The 15,287-nt window shown below is 58.4% G+C and carries 16 protein-coding genes and 1 riboswitch; of the genes, 9 read left to right on the top strand and 7 right to left on the bottom strand.

Annotated elements, in window-relative coordinates; genetic code table 11:
• The first annotated feature begins 491 nt into the window (after positions 1 to 491).
• Together purH and purD are read left to right on the top strand one after the other, a co-directional pair.
• Positions 492 to 2,081, top strand: coding sequence for a bifunctional phosphoribosylaminoimidazolecarboxamide formyltransferase/IMP cyclohydrolase (purH, locus tag SK62_RS19675; protein WP_017384075.1), 1,590 nt, complete (start codon positions 492 to 494; stop codon positions 2,079 to 2,081).
• A gap of 15 nt (positions 2,082 to 2,096) precedes the next feature.
• Positions 2,097 to 3,389 carry a phosphoribosylamine--glycine ligase gene (gene purD / locus SK62_RS19680; RefSeq protein ID WP_015569963.1) on the top strand — a complete coding sequence of 431 codons (1,293 nt, stop codon included), beginning with the start codon at positions 2,097 to 2,099 and terminating at the stop codon, positions 3,387 to 3,389.
• Positions 3,390 to 3,472: 83 nt separating this feature from the next.
• Here the strand turns inward: purD and SK62_RS19685 are convergent, their stop codons facing one another.
• From SK62_RS19685 to nudC, 7 genes are all read right to left on the bottom strand, one after another.
• Positions 3,473 to 4,627, bottom strand: coding sequence for an IS481 family transposase (locus SK62_RS19685; RefSeq protein ID WP_080346137.1), 1,155 nt, complete (start codon positions 4,625 to 4,627; stop codon positions 3,473 to 3,475).
• A 100-nt stretch (positions 4,628 to 4,727) separates the two neighbouring features.
• Positions 4,728 to 5,420 (bottom strand): DUF1481 domain-containing protein, encoded by a 693-nt coding sequence (locus tag SK62_RS19690; protein ID WP_017384076.1) that lies wholly within the window; start codon positions 5,418 to 5,420, stop codon positions 4,728 to 4,730.
• An 11-nt stretch (positions 5,421 to 5,431) separates the two neighbouring features.
• Positions 5,432 to 5,704, bottom strand: coding sequence for a nucleoid-associated protein HU-alpha (hupA, locus tag SK62_RS19695; protein WP_002445246.1), 273 nt, complete (start codon positions 5,702 to 5,704; stop codon positions 5,432 to 5,434).
• A gap of 186 nt (positions 5,705 to 5,890) precedes the next feature.
• Positions 5,891 to 6,481: a YjaG family protein gene (locus SK62_RS19700; RefSeq protein WP_003862310.1), complete on the bottom strand. Its 591-nt coding sequence runs from the start codon at positions 6,479 to 6,481 to the stop codon at positions 5,891 to 5,893.
• A gap of 41 nt (positions 6,482 to 6,522) precedes the next feature.
• Complete coding sequence (gene nfi, locus SK62_RS19705; protein WP_003862312.1) at positions 6,523 to 7,194, bottom strand: deoxyribonuclease V; 672 nt, start codon at positions 7,192 to 7,194, stop codon at positions 6,523 to 6,525.
• A 9-nt stretch (positions 7,195 to 7,203) separates the two neighbouring features.
• Positions 7,204 to 8,268 (bottom strand): uroporphyrinogen decarboxylase, encoded by a 1,065-nt coding sequence (gene hemE / locus SK62_RS19710; RefSeq protein WP_022650209.1) that lies wholly within the window; start codon positions 8,266 to 8,268, stop codon positions 7,204 to 7,206.
• A gap of 38 nt (positions 8,269 to 8,306) precedes the next feature.
• Positions 8,307 to 9,080 carry an NAD(+) diphosphatase gene (gene nudC / locus SK62_RS19715; RefSeq protein WP_047052401.1) on the bottom strand — a complete coding sequence of 258 codons (774 nt, stop codon included), beginning with the start codon at positions 9,078 to 9,080 and terminating at the stop codon, positions 8,307 to 8,309.
• A gap of 95 nt (positions 9,081 to 9,175) precedes the next feature.
• On the opposite strand from nudC, the gene SK62_RS19720 reads away from it, so the two are divergent.
• The 7 genes from SK62_RS19720 (at position 9,176) to thiH (ending at position 15,275) form a co-directional block, all read left to right on the top strand.
• On the top strand, positions 9,176 to 9,673 hold the full coding sequence (locus SK62_RS19720) for an Rsd/AlgQ family anti-sigma factor (protein ID WP_045340548.1): 498 nt from the start codon (positions 9,176 to 9,178) through the stop codon (positions 9,671 to 9,673).
• A gap of 54 nt (positions 9,674 to 9,727) precedes the next feature.
• A riboswitch (TPP riboswitch) is annotated at positions 9,728 to 9,837 on the top strand.
• 79 nt (positions 9,838 to 9,916) lie between these two features.
• Positions 9,917 to 11,812, top strand: coding sequence for a phosphomethylpyrimidine synthase ThiC (thiC, locus tag SK62_RS19725; RefSeq protein ID WP_015569968.1), 1,896 nt, complete (start codon positions 9,917 to 9,919; stop codon positions 11,810 to 11,812).
• Positions 11,812 to 12,453, top strand: a complete 642-nt coding sequence (thiE, locus tag SK62_RS19730) for a thiamine phosphate synthase (RefSeq protein ID WP_045348337.1) — start codon at positions 11,812 to 11,814, stop codon at positions 12,451 to 12,453. Before thiC ends, thiE begins: the two co-directional genes overlap by 1 nt.
• Positions 12,440 to 13,195, top strand: a complete 756-nt coding sequence (gene thiF / locus SK62_RS19735; RefSeq protein WP_023302918.1) for a thiazole biosynthesis adenylyltransferase ThiF — start codon at positions 12,440 to 12,442, stop codon at positions 13,193 to 13,195. The genes thiE and thiF overlap by 14 nt, the downstream gene beginning before the upstream one ends.
• A complete protein-coding gene (gene thiS, locus SK62_RS19740) occupies positions 13,179 to 13,379 on the top strand; it encodes a sulfur carrier protein ThiS (protein WP_015569971.1) in 201 nt (66 codons plus the stop codon). Before thiF ends, thiS begins: the two co-directional genes overlap by 17 nt.
• Before the next feature lies 1 nt (position 13,380).
• A complete protein-coding gene (gene thiG / locus SK62_RS19745) occupies positions 13,381 to 14,148 on the top strand; it encodes a thiazole synthase (protein ID WP_015569972.1) in 768 nt (255 codons plus the stop codon).
• Positions 14,148 to 15,275, top strand: a complete 1,128-nt coding sequence (gene thiH / locus SK62_RS19750; protein ID WP_047718881.1) for a 2-iminoacetate synthase ThiH — start codon at positions 14,148 to 14,150, stop codon at positions 15,273 to 15,275. Before thiG ends, thiH begins: the two co-directional genes overlap by 1 nt.
• The last annotated feature ends 12 nt before the right edge of the window (positions 15,276 to 15,287 follow it).

Here is a 15,287-nt window from a genome sequence, read left to right on the forward strand (position 1 = left end):
TAGTGTCCGAGGACATTAAGAATCCATGTCACTTTGAGTGCCCACACAGATTGTCTGATAAATTGTTAAAGAGCAGTTGCGACGCGCTTCAGCGCTCTGTCGCGAGGTGGCGTATATTACGCTTTCCTCTTTCAGAGTCAACCCGTTATTTCAGGATTTTTTCTCTTCAGCCGACCGGGTTATCTGTGAAGTGATTCACATCCGCCGTGTCGATGGAGGCGCATTATAGGGAGTTCCCGAGCGACCGCAACAGAAAAGTTGCAAAAAAATGACTGACTGCTGTATTCCCCAGCAAAACCCCGCCTTATACCCTTTTACACACAGAGTTATCCACAGCACTGCGAAAAAGTGAAAATATGCGAGCGTTGCGCAAACGTTTTCGTTAAAATGCTCGCGCTTAACAAGGAGGCCTCGTCAGGTGTGTTAGATGAGTTTTTCGCTGGAAAATTCATCTAACGCTCTCTGTAATCGTGAAATCCAGGGGATTTACCATGCAACAACGTCGTCCAGTCCGCCGCGCTCTGCTCAGTGTTTCTGATAAAGCCGGTATCGTCGAATTCGCTCAGGCACTTTCCGCACGCGGTGTGGAGCTGCTTTCTACAGGTGGCACCGCGCGCCTGTTAGCAGAGAAAGGTCTGCCGGTAACCGAAGTGTCCGATTACACCGGTTTCCCGGAAATGATGGATGGACGCGTCAAAACCCTGCACCCGAAAGTGCACGGCGGTATTCTGGGCCGTCGCGGTCAGGACGACAGCATTATGGAGCAGCACAATATTGCCCCCATCGACATGGTGGTCGTTAACCTCTACCCGTTCGCCCAGACCGTCGCCCGTGAAGGCTGTTCTCTGGAAGACGCGGTTGAGAATATCGATATCGGCGGCCCGACCATGGTGCGCTCCGCAGCCAAGAACCATAAAGATGTGGCCATCGTGGTAAAGAGCAGCGACTACAACGCCATTATTAATGAGATGGATGCCAACGAAGGGTCCCTGACGCTTGAAACGCGTTTCGATCTCGCCATCAAAGCCTTCGAGCATACCGCCGCCTACGACAGCATGATCGCCAACTACTTCGGTAGCCTGGTACCTGCCTACCACGGTGAAAGCAAAGATCCATCTGGCCGCTTCCCGCGCACCCTGAACCTGAACTTCATTAAGAAGCAGGATATGCGTTACGGCGAGAACAGCCACCAGCAGGCTGCCTTCTATATAGAAGAAGAGGTAAAAGAAGCCTCTGTAGCGACCGCCCAGCAGGTTCAGGGCAAAGCGCTCTCCTATAACAACATTGCCGACACCGACGCCGCGCTGGAATGCGTGAAAGAGTTCAGCGAGCCAGCCTGCGTTATCGTCAAGCACGCCAATCCATGCGGCGTTGCGGTAAGTGCGTCTATTCTGGAAGCTTACGATCGCGCCTACAAAACCGACCCGACCTCCGCGTTCGGCGGCATTATCGCCTTCAACCGCGAACTGGATGCGGAAACCGCGCAGGCCATCATCTCCCGTCAGTTTGTCGAAGTGATCATCGCGCCATCAGCATCCGAAGAGGCGCTGAAAATCACCGCGGCGAAACAGAACGTGCGCGTACTGGTTTGCGGCCAGTGGGCAGAGCGCGTTCCAGGCCTGGACTTCAAGCGCGTGAACGGCGGGCTGCTGGTTCAGGACCGCGATCTGGGTATGGTGGGCGAAGCCGATCTGCGTGTCGTCACCAAACGTCAGCCAACCGAGCAGGAACTGCGTGACGCGCTGTTCTGCTGGAAAGTGGCGAAGTTCGTGAAATCCAACGCCATCGTCTACGCCAAAGAGAACATGACCATCGGAATAGGCGCAGGCCAGATGAGCCGCGTTTACTCTGCGAAAATCGCGGGTATTAAAGCAGGTGACGAAGGTCTGGAAGTCAAAGGTTCCGCCATGGCCTCTGACGCCTTCTTCCCGTTCCGCGACGGTATCGATGCGGCCGCTGCTGTGGGCATCACCTGTGTGATCCAGCCTGGCGGTTCAATCCGTGATGACGAAGTGATTGCCGCTGCCGACGAGCATGGCATCGCAATGATCTTCACCGACATGCGCCACTTCCGCCATTAATTCCCGGAGCAGAAAATGAAAGTATTAGTGATTGGTAACGGCGGGCGCGAGCACGCCCTGGCGTGGAAAGCAGCGCAGTCTCCGCAGGTTGAAACCGTCTTTGTGGCACCGGGTAACGCCGGGACCGCGCTGGAGCCCGCGCTACAGAACGTCGCCATCGGCGTAACCGACATCCCGGCGCTGCTGAGCTTTGCCCAAAACGAGAATATCGATCTGACGATTGTTGGCCCGGAAGCACCGCTGGTGATCGGCGTTGTAGATGCCTTCCGCGCCGCGGGCCTGAAAATTTTCGGCCCAACGGAAGGGGCTGCGCAGCTGGAAGGCTCAAAAGCCTTCACCAAAGATTTTCTCGCGCGTCATAACATCCCGACGGCGGAATATCAGAACTTCACCGAGGTAGAGCCTGCTCTGGCTTACCTGCGTGAAAAAGGCGCGCCCATCGTGATCAAAGCCGACGGCCTGGCTGCCGGGAAAGGCGTTATCGTGGCGATGACCCTCGAAGAAGCGGAAGCCGCCGTGCAGGATATGCTGGCGGGTAACGCCTTTGGCGACGCGGGCCACCGCATCGTGATTGAAGAGTTCCTCGACGGCGAAGAAGCGAGCTTTATCGTGATGGTTGACGGCGAGCACGTTCTGCCGATGGCGACCAGCCAGGATCACAAGCGCGTAGGCAATGCCGACACGGGGCCAAACACCGGCGGGATGGGGGCTTACTCCCCTGCTCCGGTGGTCACTGACGAAGTACACCAGCGCACCATGGACCGCATCATCTGGCCAACAGTGAAGGGGATGGCTGCGGAAGGCAATACCTACACCGGTTTCCTTTACGCAGGCCTGATGATCGACAAGCAGGGTAACCCGAAGGTGATTGAATTCAACTGCCGCTTCGGCGATCCGGAAACCCAGCCGATCATGCTGCGCATGAAGTCCGATCTGGTTGATCTGTGTCTGGCGGCGTGCGAAGGCAAGCTGGACGAGAAAACTTCCGAGTGGGACGAGCGTGCCTCTTTAGGTGTGGTGATTGCTGCGGGTGGCTATCCGGGTAGCTACAACACCGGAGATGAGATCCACGGCCTGCCGCTGGAAGAGATTGACGGTGCGAAGGTGTTCCACGCCGGTACAAAGCTCTCTGACGACGACCGCGTGCTCACCAACGGCGGTCGCGTGCTGTGTGCGACCGCGCTGGGCCAGACCGTGGCAGAGGCGCAGAAGCGCGCCTATGCGCTGATGGCGGATATTCACTGGAATGGCAGCTTCAGCCGCCAGGATATCGGCTATCGTGCCATTGCGCGGGAGCAGGGAGAGTAATTTCACACCCTCACCCTAACCCTCTCCCACTGTACAGTCCGGGGACATGGTAGACAGGTGTTCGGGGACATGGTGAACACTTTTTAACATCCTTTACCCATGATGATCGACTTTTTCTTCAGGTCGATCATCCCCACTTTCGTGCTGTACCACCATACTTCATAGCAGCCGTCCTCCTGTGTCTCCCTCAGCCCCACACGCTCTCCCCTGAAGGCCTTCCCTGCGTTCAGACTGATACCCTGTATGCTCAGCTTCCCGCTGATATCCACCTTCCTGACCACCACGCCTTCATCGTACTCCGGTGGGGGTGTGCCGGCGCGGTACTGCCGCGCAGACGGCTGGTATCTCGAGGCCGGTACTGCCATGTCCAGCGCTTCATGTGGCCGTTCAAGGTTGTACACCGTCCGCCAGTGGTCGAAAGCGCGCTGCAACTCACCGCTGTCCGCGAACCATCTCTCCTGTAGCACTTCCGCCTTCAGGCTGCGGTGAAAACGCTCCAGCTTGCCCTGCGTCTGCGGATGGTAAGGCCGGGAATGGCCCACCCGGATACCGTGGCGCATCAGCCACAGCTCCAGCGCCGTCCAGGTGCCGGTGGTGTCACCCCACGGCGAGCCGTTGTCCATCGTCATCCGGTCCGGCAGGCCGTAACGCTCAAACACGCTGACCAGTTGCTGCTGCACGGTCTCGCGCCGTTCATCGGTACAGTGCGCCAGGCACAGGGAAAAACGGGAGTGGTCATCCAGCAGGGTGAGCGGATGGCAGCGGCCACCGCCAAAGGGAAAGTGGCCCTTAAAATCCATCTGCCAGAGCCTGTTCGGCGCATCGTGTTCGAAGCGGCCCGTAGCCGGAATACCGGGCGCCGTTCCCGGCAGCAGGCCATGGCGGGCCATCAGGTTATGGACGGTGCTGAAGGCAGGCATGGTGTGTCCCTGGTCTTCGAGCCAGCGCTTAATCTTGCGGGCTCCCCAGCGTTCATGACGGGCATGTGCCATGCGCAGCAGGGCAGTGATGTCGTCTGACGAGCGGTTCGGGGAATGGTGCGGTATGCGCGGGCGGTCCTGAAGGCCGGCGGCGCCTTCCTGAACCCAGCGCTGAAGCCACTTGTAGCCGGTGGCAGGGGAAATGCCGTAGTGACGGCAGAGGGAACGGATGTTCGCCCCGTCCTGCGAGGCGAACAAAACAAACTCGGTACGTAATGACATGGTATCTCTCGCATCCCAGGGCATAAGCGACTCCATAAACGGGTTCTTATGCCTTAGTTGTAAGTGTCTACCATGTCCCCGAACAAGTGTTCACTATGTCCCCGGACCGTACACCCACAGGGAGAGGGGATTTACGTCAGAAACTCTTCTCTGTCGGCTGCCAGGTGCAGAAATCTTCATTCGCCACCAGCAACAGCTGAGAGCCTTCCGGCGCTTCCAGCCATGCCACACTCACCTCCACAGATGAATGCCGCTGACGACGCTGAATGTGTTCGGTTGCCCAGGATTCAAGCTCAGGCTTCACTGTCTGCCCTTCGCAGGTGGTCACCGTGCCGTCGGCATGCCAGCGCCCCTGGCGCAGCACCACGCGGCCCTGACGCAGCGCATCGCTGGTCTGGCGGAGTTGTTCAGCACGGTAGCGGTAGAGAGCGACCTGATCGCTGGAAAGCTGCTGTTTCAGTCCACTGACCTCATGCTGCATAAAGCTCAGCTCGCCGTGGTCGTCGAAACGCACCTTCACGTGTTCGGGAGTCTTACTGTAGATATTCAGTTCAATGAGCGACAGCGCATCGCCCTGCCAGCGGTATTCTGCGGTCGAGGTGTTGCCGTTATGCCACGGGCTGAATGCGGTGAGCATATGGACTTCATCGCTGGAATCTTTGCGCCAGATCCTGACCGCACCCTGGTTGTCAGCATAGCCGCTGGCGGTAAACGGGGGGAGTGAGGAATCATGGCTACAGGCAGACAGCAACAGTACGCCTGCCAGCGCGAGCGTTCCACGCCAGAATGACAAAAGGGGCGTTGCCGCCCCTTCGTTAAAACTGTTCACTGCCACGCGTCTTACTTAACTGCGTCTTTCAGTGCTTTACCAGAAACAAATGCCGGCACGTTAGCTGCGGCGATTTTGATTTCTTTACCGGTCTGCGGGTTGCGGCCAGTACGCTCAGCGCGGTGGTTCACTTTGAAGGTACCGAAACCAACCAGTTGTACAGCATCGCCTTCTTTCAGAGACTCAGTAATAGCAGCCAGGGTAGATTCCAGAGCAGCTTTAGCCTGCACTTTAGACAGATCAGCCTTGTCCGCAATTACATCAATCAGTTGAGTCTTGTTCATAAGTTATCCTTTCAATGTGTTTATCGCTTGCTAAGCATCGAGTGCGACGAAAATGCCAAAAAAGCACTCTCCTGCATACACGCACCGATAGCCACTTTTTTTCGCCCCCCAAATGTAGACCAGACGGGGGGCGAAAGGGAAGAGTCGAGGAGTGACAAAACAGGCGTTAAATCACGTTTTGTTGTCTCATTGGTTAAAAATTATACCAATATTGCTCTCACCGGCCTCGCGAAGGTCCGCGCGAAGCCCTTTGATCAGCTCAATATCACGTTCTTCACACTCCGCCAGCAGACGGAAAATTTCCCACTGAATATCCCATTCCTGTTCAACCGCCGGGTTAGCACGCAGCTCCTCGTCGGTCATTTCACGGCCTTCCTGGGTCATTTCCAGCATCGCAACGGTGGTAATGGATGCCTTACTGACTTCAATGGCGTGTTCCAGGGTTTCACCGCTCAGACGGGAGTGGATCAGCTCGCTCAACGCCACACAGGCATCAATGGCCGGGTAGACGCCATACAGGTCGAAATCATCCGCAGCCGGAATAGCCTCTTCCAGCTTTTCGAGCTGAGAGTCAAAATTTACCTTCGCATCTTTGACCGTCAGCGTCTCCCAGATTAAATCCAGGATACGACGATAAATCTGGCCTTCGCCAAACGCCGTCTGCTTGCAGAACGCGGCATAGTTGGGATACATGCGCTCGCACAGGCAAGCCATAAACGTCACGTGCTGCCAGCTTTCCAGCTTCTCAAGGCGCAGATGAATCGGGTTTTGTAACATGATGATGTCTCGAATCGAAAATTAGCCGCAGTTTACCTGAATCACGGCTGAATTTCCTGCCAACGAATGAATGCCGGACGTGAAGAGGCCACGGCGTCAGCCCAGCGGGTTGGCTCAGGTAAACGGTAGCCCTTCATACAGCGTTGCACCCACGCCAGGGCGCTATCCATGCTGACCCGATGCCCGGTGGCGATAAACAGCGGGTTGCAGCGCGCTTTACTGCGCCAGACCCACGCCAGCTGCTCGCCTTTATGGATAAGCGGCGCCAGCGCACCCGGTTCGGCAGAGAGCGGCTCAAACGCGCCGCACAGGCGTTTTTTCGCTACGCCGATGGTCGGCACGTCCACCAGCAGACCAAAGTGGCTGGCGACGCCTAAGCGACGCGGATGGGAGATACCATGCCCATCAACAAACAGTAGATCGGGTTTTTGCGAGAGTTGCTCCCACGCGGCCAGCAGCGCGGGATATTCGCGGAAGGAGAGAAAGCCGGGGATATAGGGCATGGTGGTGGCGATACGCGCCACCTTGTACTCCACCAGCTCCAGCGAAGGGTATTTCAGCACCACCATCGCCGCTCGCGTCACTTCACCGCCCTGCTCAAACCCGACGTCCGCCCCGCCAATGTACCGCGGAGGGTCCGTATCCAGACGATCCTCGCGGATCACTGATGAAGCCAGTTCGATTTGCTGAGCGCGTAGCGACGCGAGATCCATAACCACTCCTTACTTATGATACTGGGCAGAAAGCCGATGCACCGCCTCCACAAATACGCCAGCGTGTTCTGGCGGTACATCCTGATGAATACCGTGACCGAGGTTGAAGACGTGGCCTTCGCCCTGGCCGAAACCAGACAGTATAGTCGACACTTCTTCTTCGATACGGGCAGGCTGCGCATAGAGCATGGACGGGTCCATGTTGCCCTGGAGCGCCACTTTGTCCCCCACGCGACGGCGCGCATCGGCAATATCGGTGGTCCAGTCGAGGCCCAGCGCGTCGCAGCCGGTGGCCGCCATCGCTTCCAGCCACTGACCGCCGCCTTTGGTAAACAGCGTCACCGGCACGCGACGGCCTTCGTTTTCACGCAGCAGGCCATCGACAATTTTGTGCATGTAGTACAGGGAGAACTGCTGATAATCACGTCCGGTCAGCACGCCGCCCCAGGTGTCGAAAATCATCACCGACTGCGCGCCCGCTTTAATCTGCGCGTTGAGATAGAGCGTGACGCTCTTCGCCAGCTTGTCGAGCAGGGCATGCAGGGCCAGCGGCTCGGCGTACATCATCTTTTTGATGACGGTAAAGGCTTTGCTGCTGCCGCCTTCCACCATGTAGGTGGCCAGCGTCCACGGACTACCGGAGAAGCCAATCAGCGGCACGTCGCCTTTCAGTTCGCGGCGAATGGTGCGCACGGCGTTCATCACATAGCCCAGCTCGCCTTCAGGATCGGGGATCGGCAGCTTATCAACGTCGGCTTTGCTTTTGATCGGAGAGGTAAAACGCGGGCCTTCTCCGGTTTCGAAATAGAGCCCAAGGCCCATCGCATCCGGAATGGTGAGAATGTCCGAAAAAAGAATGGCGGCATCGAGCGGGAAGCGGCGCAGCGGCTGGAGCGTCACTTCACAGGCCAGCTCGGCGTTTTTGCACAGCGACATAAAATCGCCTGCCTGCGCGCGCGTGGCTTTGTACTCTGGCAGATAGCGTCCCGCCTGGCGCATCATCCACACCGGGGTGACATCAACGGGCTGGCGCAGCAGCGCACGCAGATAACGATCGTTCTTCAGTTCGGTCATTTTGCAGTTCCTTATTGCGTCAGTCCGTCAGTGTAACACTACTCATACTCGGCCCGACACATTGCCACGGTATCTTCTATCAGGCGACGCGCCACCGTTCCCGGTGGGGGCAGCAGCGGTAAATCGTCGTAGCGATACCAGTTCGCCTCCAGCAGCTCTTTCTGATCGATAACAATCTCGCCGCTGTCGTATTCCGCCATAAACGCGGTCATCAGGGACATCGGGAACGGCCACGGCTGCGACGTCACATAGCGCAGGTTTTTCACCTTAATGCCGCTCTCCTCCATCACCTCGCGCGCCACCGCCTGTTCCAGCGTTTCGCCGACTTCCACGAACCCGGCAAGGACGGTGTGAATGCCGTTGCGATGACGGGTATGTTGCGCCAGCAGGATGGAATCATCACGGCGGATGGCGACAATGATGCACGGTGCGATTTGCGGGTAGTAGCGTTCACGGCAGTGGCCGCAGAGCATTGCCCACTCGGTTTTGCTCGGGTGCATGGTATGGCCGCAGTAGCCGCAGTATTTGTGCGAGCGATAAAACTCCGCCAGCTGCACGCCGCGCCCCGCCAGCTGGAACAGGCCGACGTCCAGATCCAACACCTGACGAACGGATCCCATATCCTGACGACGAGCCTGTTGGATCAACCATACCGGATCGCCCTGCCACTCGCCGATCCGCAGCGCAGGTTGCCCGACGAGATCGAAGATGTCTGCCGCGCCGTAGGGTATCTCCCCACCGGGCAGCCATAATTTTTGTTCGTGACTGACGATCCACCAACCCAGATCTGATTTTTCAATAATACGATCCATATCTATTGCACTACCTTCGCTTCACTGACATGTTGTTAGCATTGTGGTTACATTTTGGATAAGCAGATCCCATTCTAAACCTTATGGAGTCGACCATGTTAAACCAGCTGGAAAGCCTGACTGAGCGCGTTGGAGGAAGTAACACCCTGGTGGATCGCTGGCTACTTGTGCGCAAGCATCTACTCGTGGCGTATTACAATCTGGTTGGTCTTAAGCCTGGCAAAGAATCCTTTATGCGGCTGAATGAAAAAGCGCTGGACGACTTTTGTCAGAGCCTGGTCGACTACCTCTCCGACGGCCATTTCAATCTTTATGAACGCATTATCCGCGAAATGGAAGGGACAACGCCGTATTTAGCGGCCAGCAAACTCTGTCCGCTGCTGGAAGCCAACACCCAGCAGATCATGGACTACTACGATTCCACGCTAGAGAACGCTATCGATCACGATAACTATCTTGAGTTTCAGCAGGCGCTTTCCGACCTTGGCGAAGCGCTGGAAGAGCGATTCACGCTGGAAGACAAGCTCATCGCCCTCGTGCTGGACAACAACCTGAATATCAGCACCAGCGATAACGTTGCGCGCCCTGCTTGAGTTCTTAATCGTTAACGAGTAATTTACAACCATTCGCCCCTCTCACGAGGGGGATTTTTCTTGTCGGAGTGCCCAGTGTGAAAGCACGGGCTGAGACCGTTAATTCGGGATCCGCGGAACCTGATCAGGTTAATACCTGCGAAGGGAACAAGAGTCACACTGCTGTTGTATCGCCCCTGAGGCGATCTTCTCTTGCTTCATCCGTCGTCTGACAAGCCATGTCCTTCACATCTGGAATGAGCTATGTCTACAACAAAACTGACCCGCCGCGAACAGCGCGAACACGCACAACGCTTCATCGACACCCTGGAAGGCACCGCTTTCCCGAACTCAACGCGCATCTACATCACCGGTTCACAGGCTGATATCCGCGTGCCGATGCGCGAAATCCAGCTCAGCCCGACGCTTATCGGCGGCAGCAAAGAAAACCCGCAGTTTGAAGACAACGAAGCCGTGCCGGTGTATGACACTTCCGGCCCGTACGGCGACCCTTCTGTTGCTATCAACGTACAGCAGGGTCTGGCAAAACTGCGCCAGCCGTGGATTGACGCCCGTAACGACTGCGAAGAACTGAGCGTGCGCAGCTCGGCGTATACCAACGCGCGCCTGGCCGACGACGGTCTGGACGAGCTGCGCTTTACCGGCCTGCTGACGCCGAAACGCGCTAAAGCGGGCAAATGCGTCACCCAGCTGCACTACGCGCGCCAGGGTATCGTCACGCCGGAGATGGAGTTCATCGCCATCCGCGAAAACATGGGCCGCGAGCGCATCCGCAGCGAAGTGCTGCGCCACCAGCATCCTGGTGAAGGGTTTGGCGCTCGCCTGCCGGAAAACATCACGCCGGAATTTGTGCGTGACGAAGTGGCCGCCGGGCGCGCCATTATCCCCGCCAACATCAACCACCCGGAATCCGAGCCGATGATTATCGGCCGCAACTTCCTGGTGAAGGTCAACGCCAACATCGGCAACTCAGCGGTGACGTCATCCATCGAAGAAGAGGTGGAAAAGCTGGTCTGGTCGACGCGCTGGGGCGCGGACACGGTGATGGACCTTTCCACGGGCCGCTATATTCACGAAACCCGCGAGTGGATCCTGCGTAACAGCCCGGTGCCGATTGGCACCGTCCCGATTTATCAGGCGCTGGAGAAGGTCAACGGCATCGCCGAAAACCTCACCTGGGAAGCGTTCCGCGACACGCTGCTGGAGCAGGCCGAGCAGGGCGTGGACTACTTCACCATCCACGCGGGCGTGCTGCTGCGCTACGTGCCGATGACGGCGAAACGTCTGACCGGTATCGTCTCACGCGGCGGTTCGATTATGGCGAAATGGTGCCTTTCCCATCATCAGGAAAACTTCCTCTACGAACACTTCCGCGAAATCTGCGAAATTTGCGCCGCGTACGACGTCTCCCTGTCGCTGGGCGACGGCCTGCGTCCTGGCTCCATCCGCGATGCTAACGACGAGGCGCAGTTTGCCGAGCTGCACACGCTGGGCGAGCTGACCAAAATCGCCTGGGAGTACGACGTGCAGGTGATGATTGAAGGCCCGGGCCATGTGCCGATGCAGATGATCCGTCGCAACATGACCGAGGAGCTGGAGCACTGCCACGAAGCACCGTTCTACACCCTGGGGCCGTTGACCACCGATATTGCGCCGGGCTACGACCACTTCACGTCAGGCATTGGCGCGGCGATGATCGGCTGGTTCGGCTGCGCCATGCTCTGCTACGTGACGCCGAAAGAGCACCTCGGGCTGCCAAACAAAGAGGACGTGAAGCAGGGGCTGATCACCTACAAGATTGCCGCCCACGCGGCGGATCTGGCGAAAGGCCATCCGGGCGCGCAAATTCGCGACAACGCCATGTCCAAAGCGCGCTTTGAATTCCGCTGGGAAGACCAGTTTAACCTGGCCCTCGATCCGTTCACCGCCCGCGCCTATCACGACGAAACCCTGCCGCAGGAATCGGGCAAAGTTGCGCACTTCTGCTCCATGTGCGGACCTAAATTCTGCTCGATGAAAATCAGCCAGGAAGTACGCGATTACGCCGCCGCGCAGACCATTGAAGTCGGCATGGCGGACATGTCGGAAACCTTCCGCGCGAAAGGCGGCGAAATCTACCTCAAAAAAGAGGAGGCATAATGTACCAGCCTGATTTCCCCCCTGTCCCCTTCCGCTTAGGGCTTTACCCGGTGGTGGACAGCGTGGCGTGGATCGCCCGCCTGCTGGAAGCTGGCGTTCGCACCCTCCAGCTACGCATCAAGGATAAACGCGATGAAGAGGTGGAGGCCGACGTGATCGCCGCTATCGCGCTGGGACGTCGCTACCACGCCCGCCTGTTTATCAACGACTACTGGCGGCTGGCGGTTAAACACCAGGCGTACGGCGTGCATCTGGGACAGGAAGATCTGGAAACGACCGATCTCAACGCGATCCGTGACGCCGGTCTGCGGCTGGGCGTTTCTACCCACGATGATATGGAGATCAACGTGGCGCTGGCGGCCCGCCCCTCTTACATCGCGCTCGGGCACGTTTTCCCGACGCAAACCAAACAGATGCCGTCCGCTCCACAGGGTTTGACGCAGCTGGCGGCCCACGTTAAGCGCCTTGCCGATTACCCCACCGTCGCCATCGGCGGGATCAGCCTTGAACGTGCGCCCGCCGTGCTGGAAACCGGCGTCGGCAGTATCGCCGTCGTCAGCGCCATCACCCAGGCGGCAGACTGGCAGGCCGCCACCGCGCAGCTTTTACAACTGGCAGGAGCAGGTGATGAAAGATCGTGATTTTATGCGTTACAGCCGCCAGATCCTGCTGGAGGATATCGCCATCGAGGGGCAGCAAAAGCTGCTCGCCAGCCGGGTACTGATTGTCGGTCTGGGCGGATTAGGCACCCCCGCCGCGCTGTATCTGGCCGGCGCGGGCGTGGGCACGCTGGTGCTGGCCGATGACGACGAGGTACATCTCAGCAATCTGCAACGGCAAATTCTCTTTACGACAGAAGATATCAACCAGCCTAAAGCGCACGTTACGCGCCAGCGGCTGAACCAGCTTAACCCCGATATCGAACTGGTCGCACTCCAGACGCGGCTGAGCGGGGAAGATCTGCAACGCGAAGTGGCCCTTGCCGACGTGGTGCTGGACTGTACGGACAATATGGCGACACGTCAGGCCATCAACGCGGCCTGTGTTGCGCAGAACACGCCGCTGATCACCGCCAGCGCGGTCGGTTTCGGTGGGCAAATAATGGTGCTTACGCCGCCGTGGGCACAGGGCTGCTACCGCTGCCTGTGGCCGGACGAGGCTGAACCGGAGCGTAACTGCCGCACGGCAGGCATTCTGGGCCCGGTGGTGGGCGTGATGGGTACTCTTCAGGCGCTGGAGGCCATCAAGTTGCTCAGCGGCATGGAGACAGAACGCAACACGCTGCGGCTGTTCGACGCCCGCTCCAGCGGCTGGCGTCATCTGGCGTTAAACCGTGCCAGCCACTGCCCGGTATGCGGAGGCCGCAATGCGCATTCTGTTTAACGATGAGCCGATGACGTGCGACGACGATCTCACCGTTGCCGCCCTGCTCGACATGCTGCGCCAGCTGAAGCCGGGAACGGCGCTGGCGCTCAATCAACAGATCCTGCCGCGCGAGCGGTGGGAACATCAGCAGGTCAATGAGGGCGACCAGATCCTGCTGTTTCAGGTTATCGCAGGGGGCTGAGATGTTACGTATTGCCGACAAAGTCTTTGATTCACATCTGTTTACCGGAACCGGAAAATTCGCCTCCCCGCAACTGATGGTGGATGCCATTCGTGAAAGCGGCAGCCAGCTGGTGACGCTGGCGATGAAGCGCGTGGATCTGCGTCAGCACAACGATGCCATACTTGCGCCGTTACTGGAGGCAGGCGTGACGCTCTTACCAAATACCTCCGGTGCGAAAACGGCCGAGGAAGCAATTTTCGCTGCGCAACTGGCGCGGGAAGCGCTCGGCACCCGCTGGCTGAAGCTGGAAATTCACCCGGACGCCCGCTGGCTGTTGCCCGATCCGATCGAAACCCTGAAAGCGGCAGAGAAGCTGGTGCAGCAGGGATTCACCGTTCTGCCCTACTGTGGTGCCGACCCCGTGCTCTGTAAGCGTCTGGAAGAGGTCGGCTGCGCGGCCGTAATGCCGCTGGGCGCCCCCATTGGCTCCAACCAGGGGCTGGAGACCCGCGCGATGCTGGAAATCATTATTGAGCAGGCGACCGTGCCCGTGGTGGTGGATGCGGGCATCGGCGTACCCAGTCACGCCGCGCAGGCGCTGGAGATAGGGGCCGATGCGGTGCTGGTCAATACCGCGATTGCGGTGGCCGACGACCCGGTGATGATGGCGCGTGCGTTCCGCCTTGCCGTGGAGTCCGGTCTGCTGGCTCGGCAGTCCGGCCCCGGCTCGCGCAGTGTTCAGGCGCAGGCCACCAGCCCGCTGACCGATTTTCTGGAGGCGCTCTGATGGCTACCTTTACCGATCGCTGGCGTCAGCTTAACTGGGACGATATTGCCTTACGCATCAACAGTAAAACCTCTGCGGACGTAGAGCGGGCATTAACAGCCAAACATTTGACGCGCGAGGATTTGATGGCCCTGCTTTCTCCGGCAGCCAGCGCGTACCTTGAACCGATGGCCCAGCGCGCGCAACGCCTCACCCGCCAGCGCTTTGGCAACACGGTGAGCTTTTACGTGCCGCTCTATCTTTCTAATCTGTGCGCCAATGACTGCACCTACTGTGGTTTCTCCATGAGCAACCGTATTAAGCGTAAAACGCTGGATGAGCATGAGATCGCCCGCGAGTGTGCGGCTATTCGTGAGATGGGTTTTGAACATCTCCTGCTGGTGACGGGTGAACATCAGGGCAAAGTGGGGATGGACTATTTTCGCCAGCATCTTCCGGCCATCCGCCGCGAATTTGCCTCGTTGCAAATGGAAGTGCAGCCTCTGTCGCAGGAGGAATATGCGGAGCTGAAAACCCTCGGGCTGGACGGCGTAATGGTTTATCAGGAAACCTACCATGAGGCGACCTATGCCCGGCATCACCTGAAAGGGAAGAAGCAGGATTTCATCTTCCGGCTGGAAACGCCGGACAGGCTGGGGCGCGCCGGTATCGATAAAATTGGGTTGGGCGCGCTTATCGGTCTGTCCGACAACTGGCGGGTGGACTGCTATATGGTGGCGGAGCATCTGCTGTGGCTACAGCAGCAGTACTGGCAAAGCCGCTATTCCATCTCTTTCCCGCGGCTGCGTCCCTGTACGGGAGGCGTTGAACCCGCCTCGCTGATGGATGAGCGCCAGCTGGTGCAAACCCTGTGTGCATTTCGCCTGTTCGCGCCGGAAGTGGAATTGTCGCTCTCCACGCGTGAATCCCCCGCGTTTCGCGACCGCGCGATCCCGCTGGCGATCAATAACGTCAGCGCCTTTTCCAAAACGCAGCCGGGCGGTTACGCGGACGATCACCCGGAACTGGAACAGTTTGCACCGCACGACGGCCGACGGCCCGAAGCGGTGGCGGAAGCCCTGACTGCACAGGGGCTACAGCCGGTGTGGAAAGACTGGGATAGCTGGCTGGGAAGAGCCTCGCATTAGCGCTGAAACTGT

The sequence above is a fragment of the Enterobacter sp. BIDMC109 genome (assembly GCF_001037885.1).
GTDB classification, from domain to species: domain Bacteria; phylum Pseudomonadota; class Gammaproteobacteria; order Enterobacterales; family Enterobacteriaceae; genus Enterobacter; species Enterobacter hormaechei_C.

Bases quoted from the DNA above. Each gene is read 5' to 3' on its own strand.
- purH (WP_017384075.1), top strand. From the start codon at position 492: ATGCAACAACGTCGTCCAGTCCGCCGCGCTCTGCTCAGTGTTTCTGAT.
- purD (WP_015569963.1), top strand. From the start codon at position 2,097: ATGAAAGTATTAGTGATTGGTAACGGCGGGCGCGAGCACGCCCTGGCG.
- SK62_RS19685 (WP_080346137.1), bottom strand. From the start codon at position 4,627: ATGGAGTCGCTTATGCCCTGGGATGCGAGAGATACCATGTCATTACGT.
- hupA (WP_002445246.1), bottom strand. From the start codon at position 5,704: ATGAACAAGACTCAACTGATTGATGTAATTGCGGACAAGGCTGATCTG.
- SK62_RS19700 (WP_003862310.1), bottom strand. From the start codon at position 6,481: ATGTTACAAAACCCGATTCATCTGCGCCTTGAGAAGCTGGAAAGCTGG.
- nfi (WP_003862312.1), bottom strand. From the start codon at position 7,194: ATGGATCTCGCGTCGCTACGCGCTCAGCAAATCGAACTGGCTTCATCA.
- hemE (WP_022650209.1), bottom strand. From the start codon at position 8,268: ATGACCGAACTGAAGAACGATCGTTATCTGCGTGCGCTGCTGCGCCAG.
- nudC (WP_047052401.1), bottom strand. From the start codon at position 9,080: ATGGATCGTATTATTGAAAAATCAGATCTGGGTTGGTGGATCGTCAGT.
- SK62_RS19720 (WP_045340548.1), top strand. From the start codon at position 9,176: ATGTTAAACCAGCTGGAAAGCCTGACTGAGCGCGTTGGAGGAAGTAAC.
- thiC (WP_015569968.1), top strand. From the start codon at position 9,917: ATGTCTACAACAAAACTGACCCGCCGCGAACAGCGCGAACACGCACAA.
- thiE (WP_045348337.1), top strand. From the start codon at position 11,812: ATGTACCAGCCTGATTTCCCCCCTGTCCCCTTCCGCTTAGGGCTTTAC.
- thiF (WP_023302918.1), top strand. From the start codon at position 12,440: ATGAAAGATCGTGATTTTATGCGTTACAGCCGCCAGATCCTGCTGGAG.
- thiS (WP_015569971.1), top strand. From the start codon at position 13,179: ATGCGCATTCTGTTTAACGATGAGCCGATGACGTGCGACGACGATCTC.
- thiG (WP_015569972.1), top strand. From the start codon at position 13,381: ATGTTACGTATTGCCGACAAAGTCTTTGATTCACATCTGTTTACCGGA.
- thiH (WP_047718881.1), top strand. From the start codon at position 14,148: ATGGCTACCTTTACCGATCGCTGGCGTCAGCTTAACTGGGACGATATT.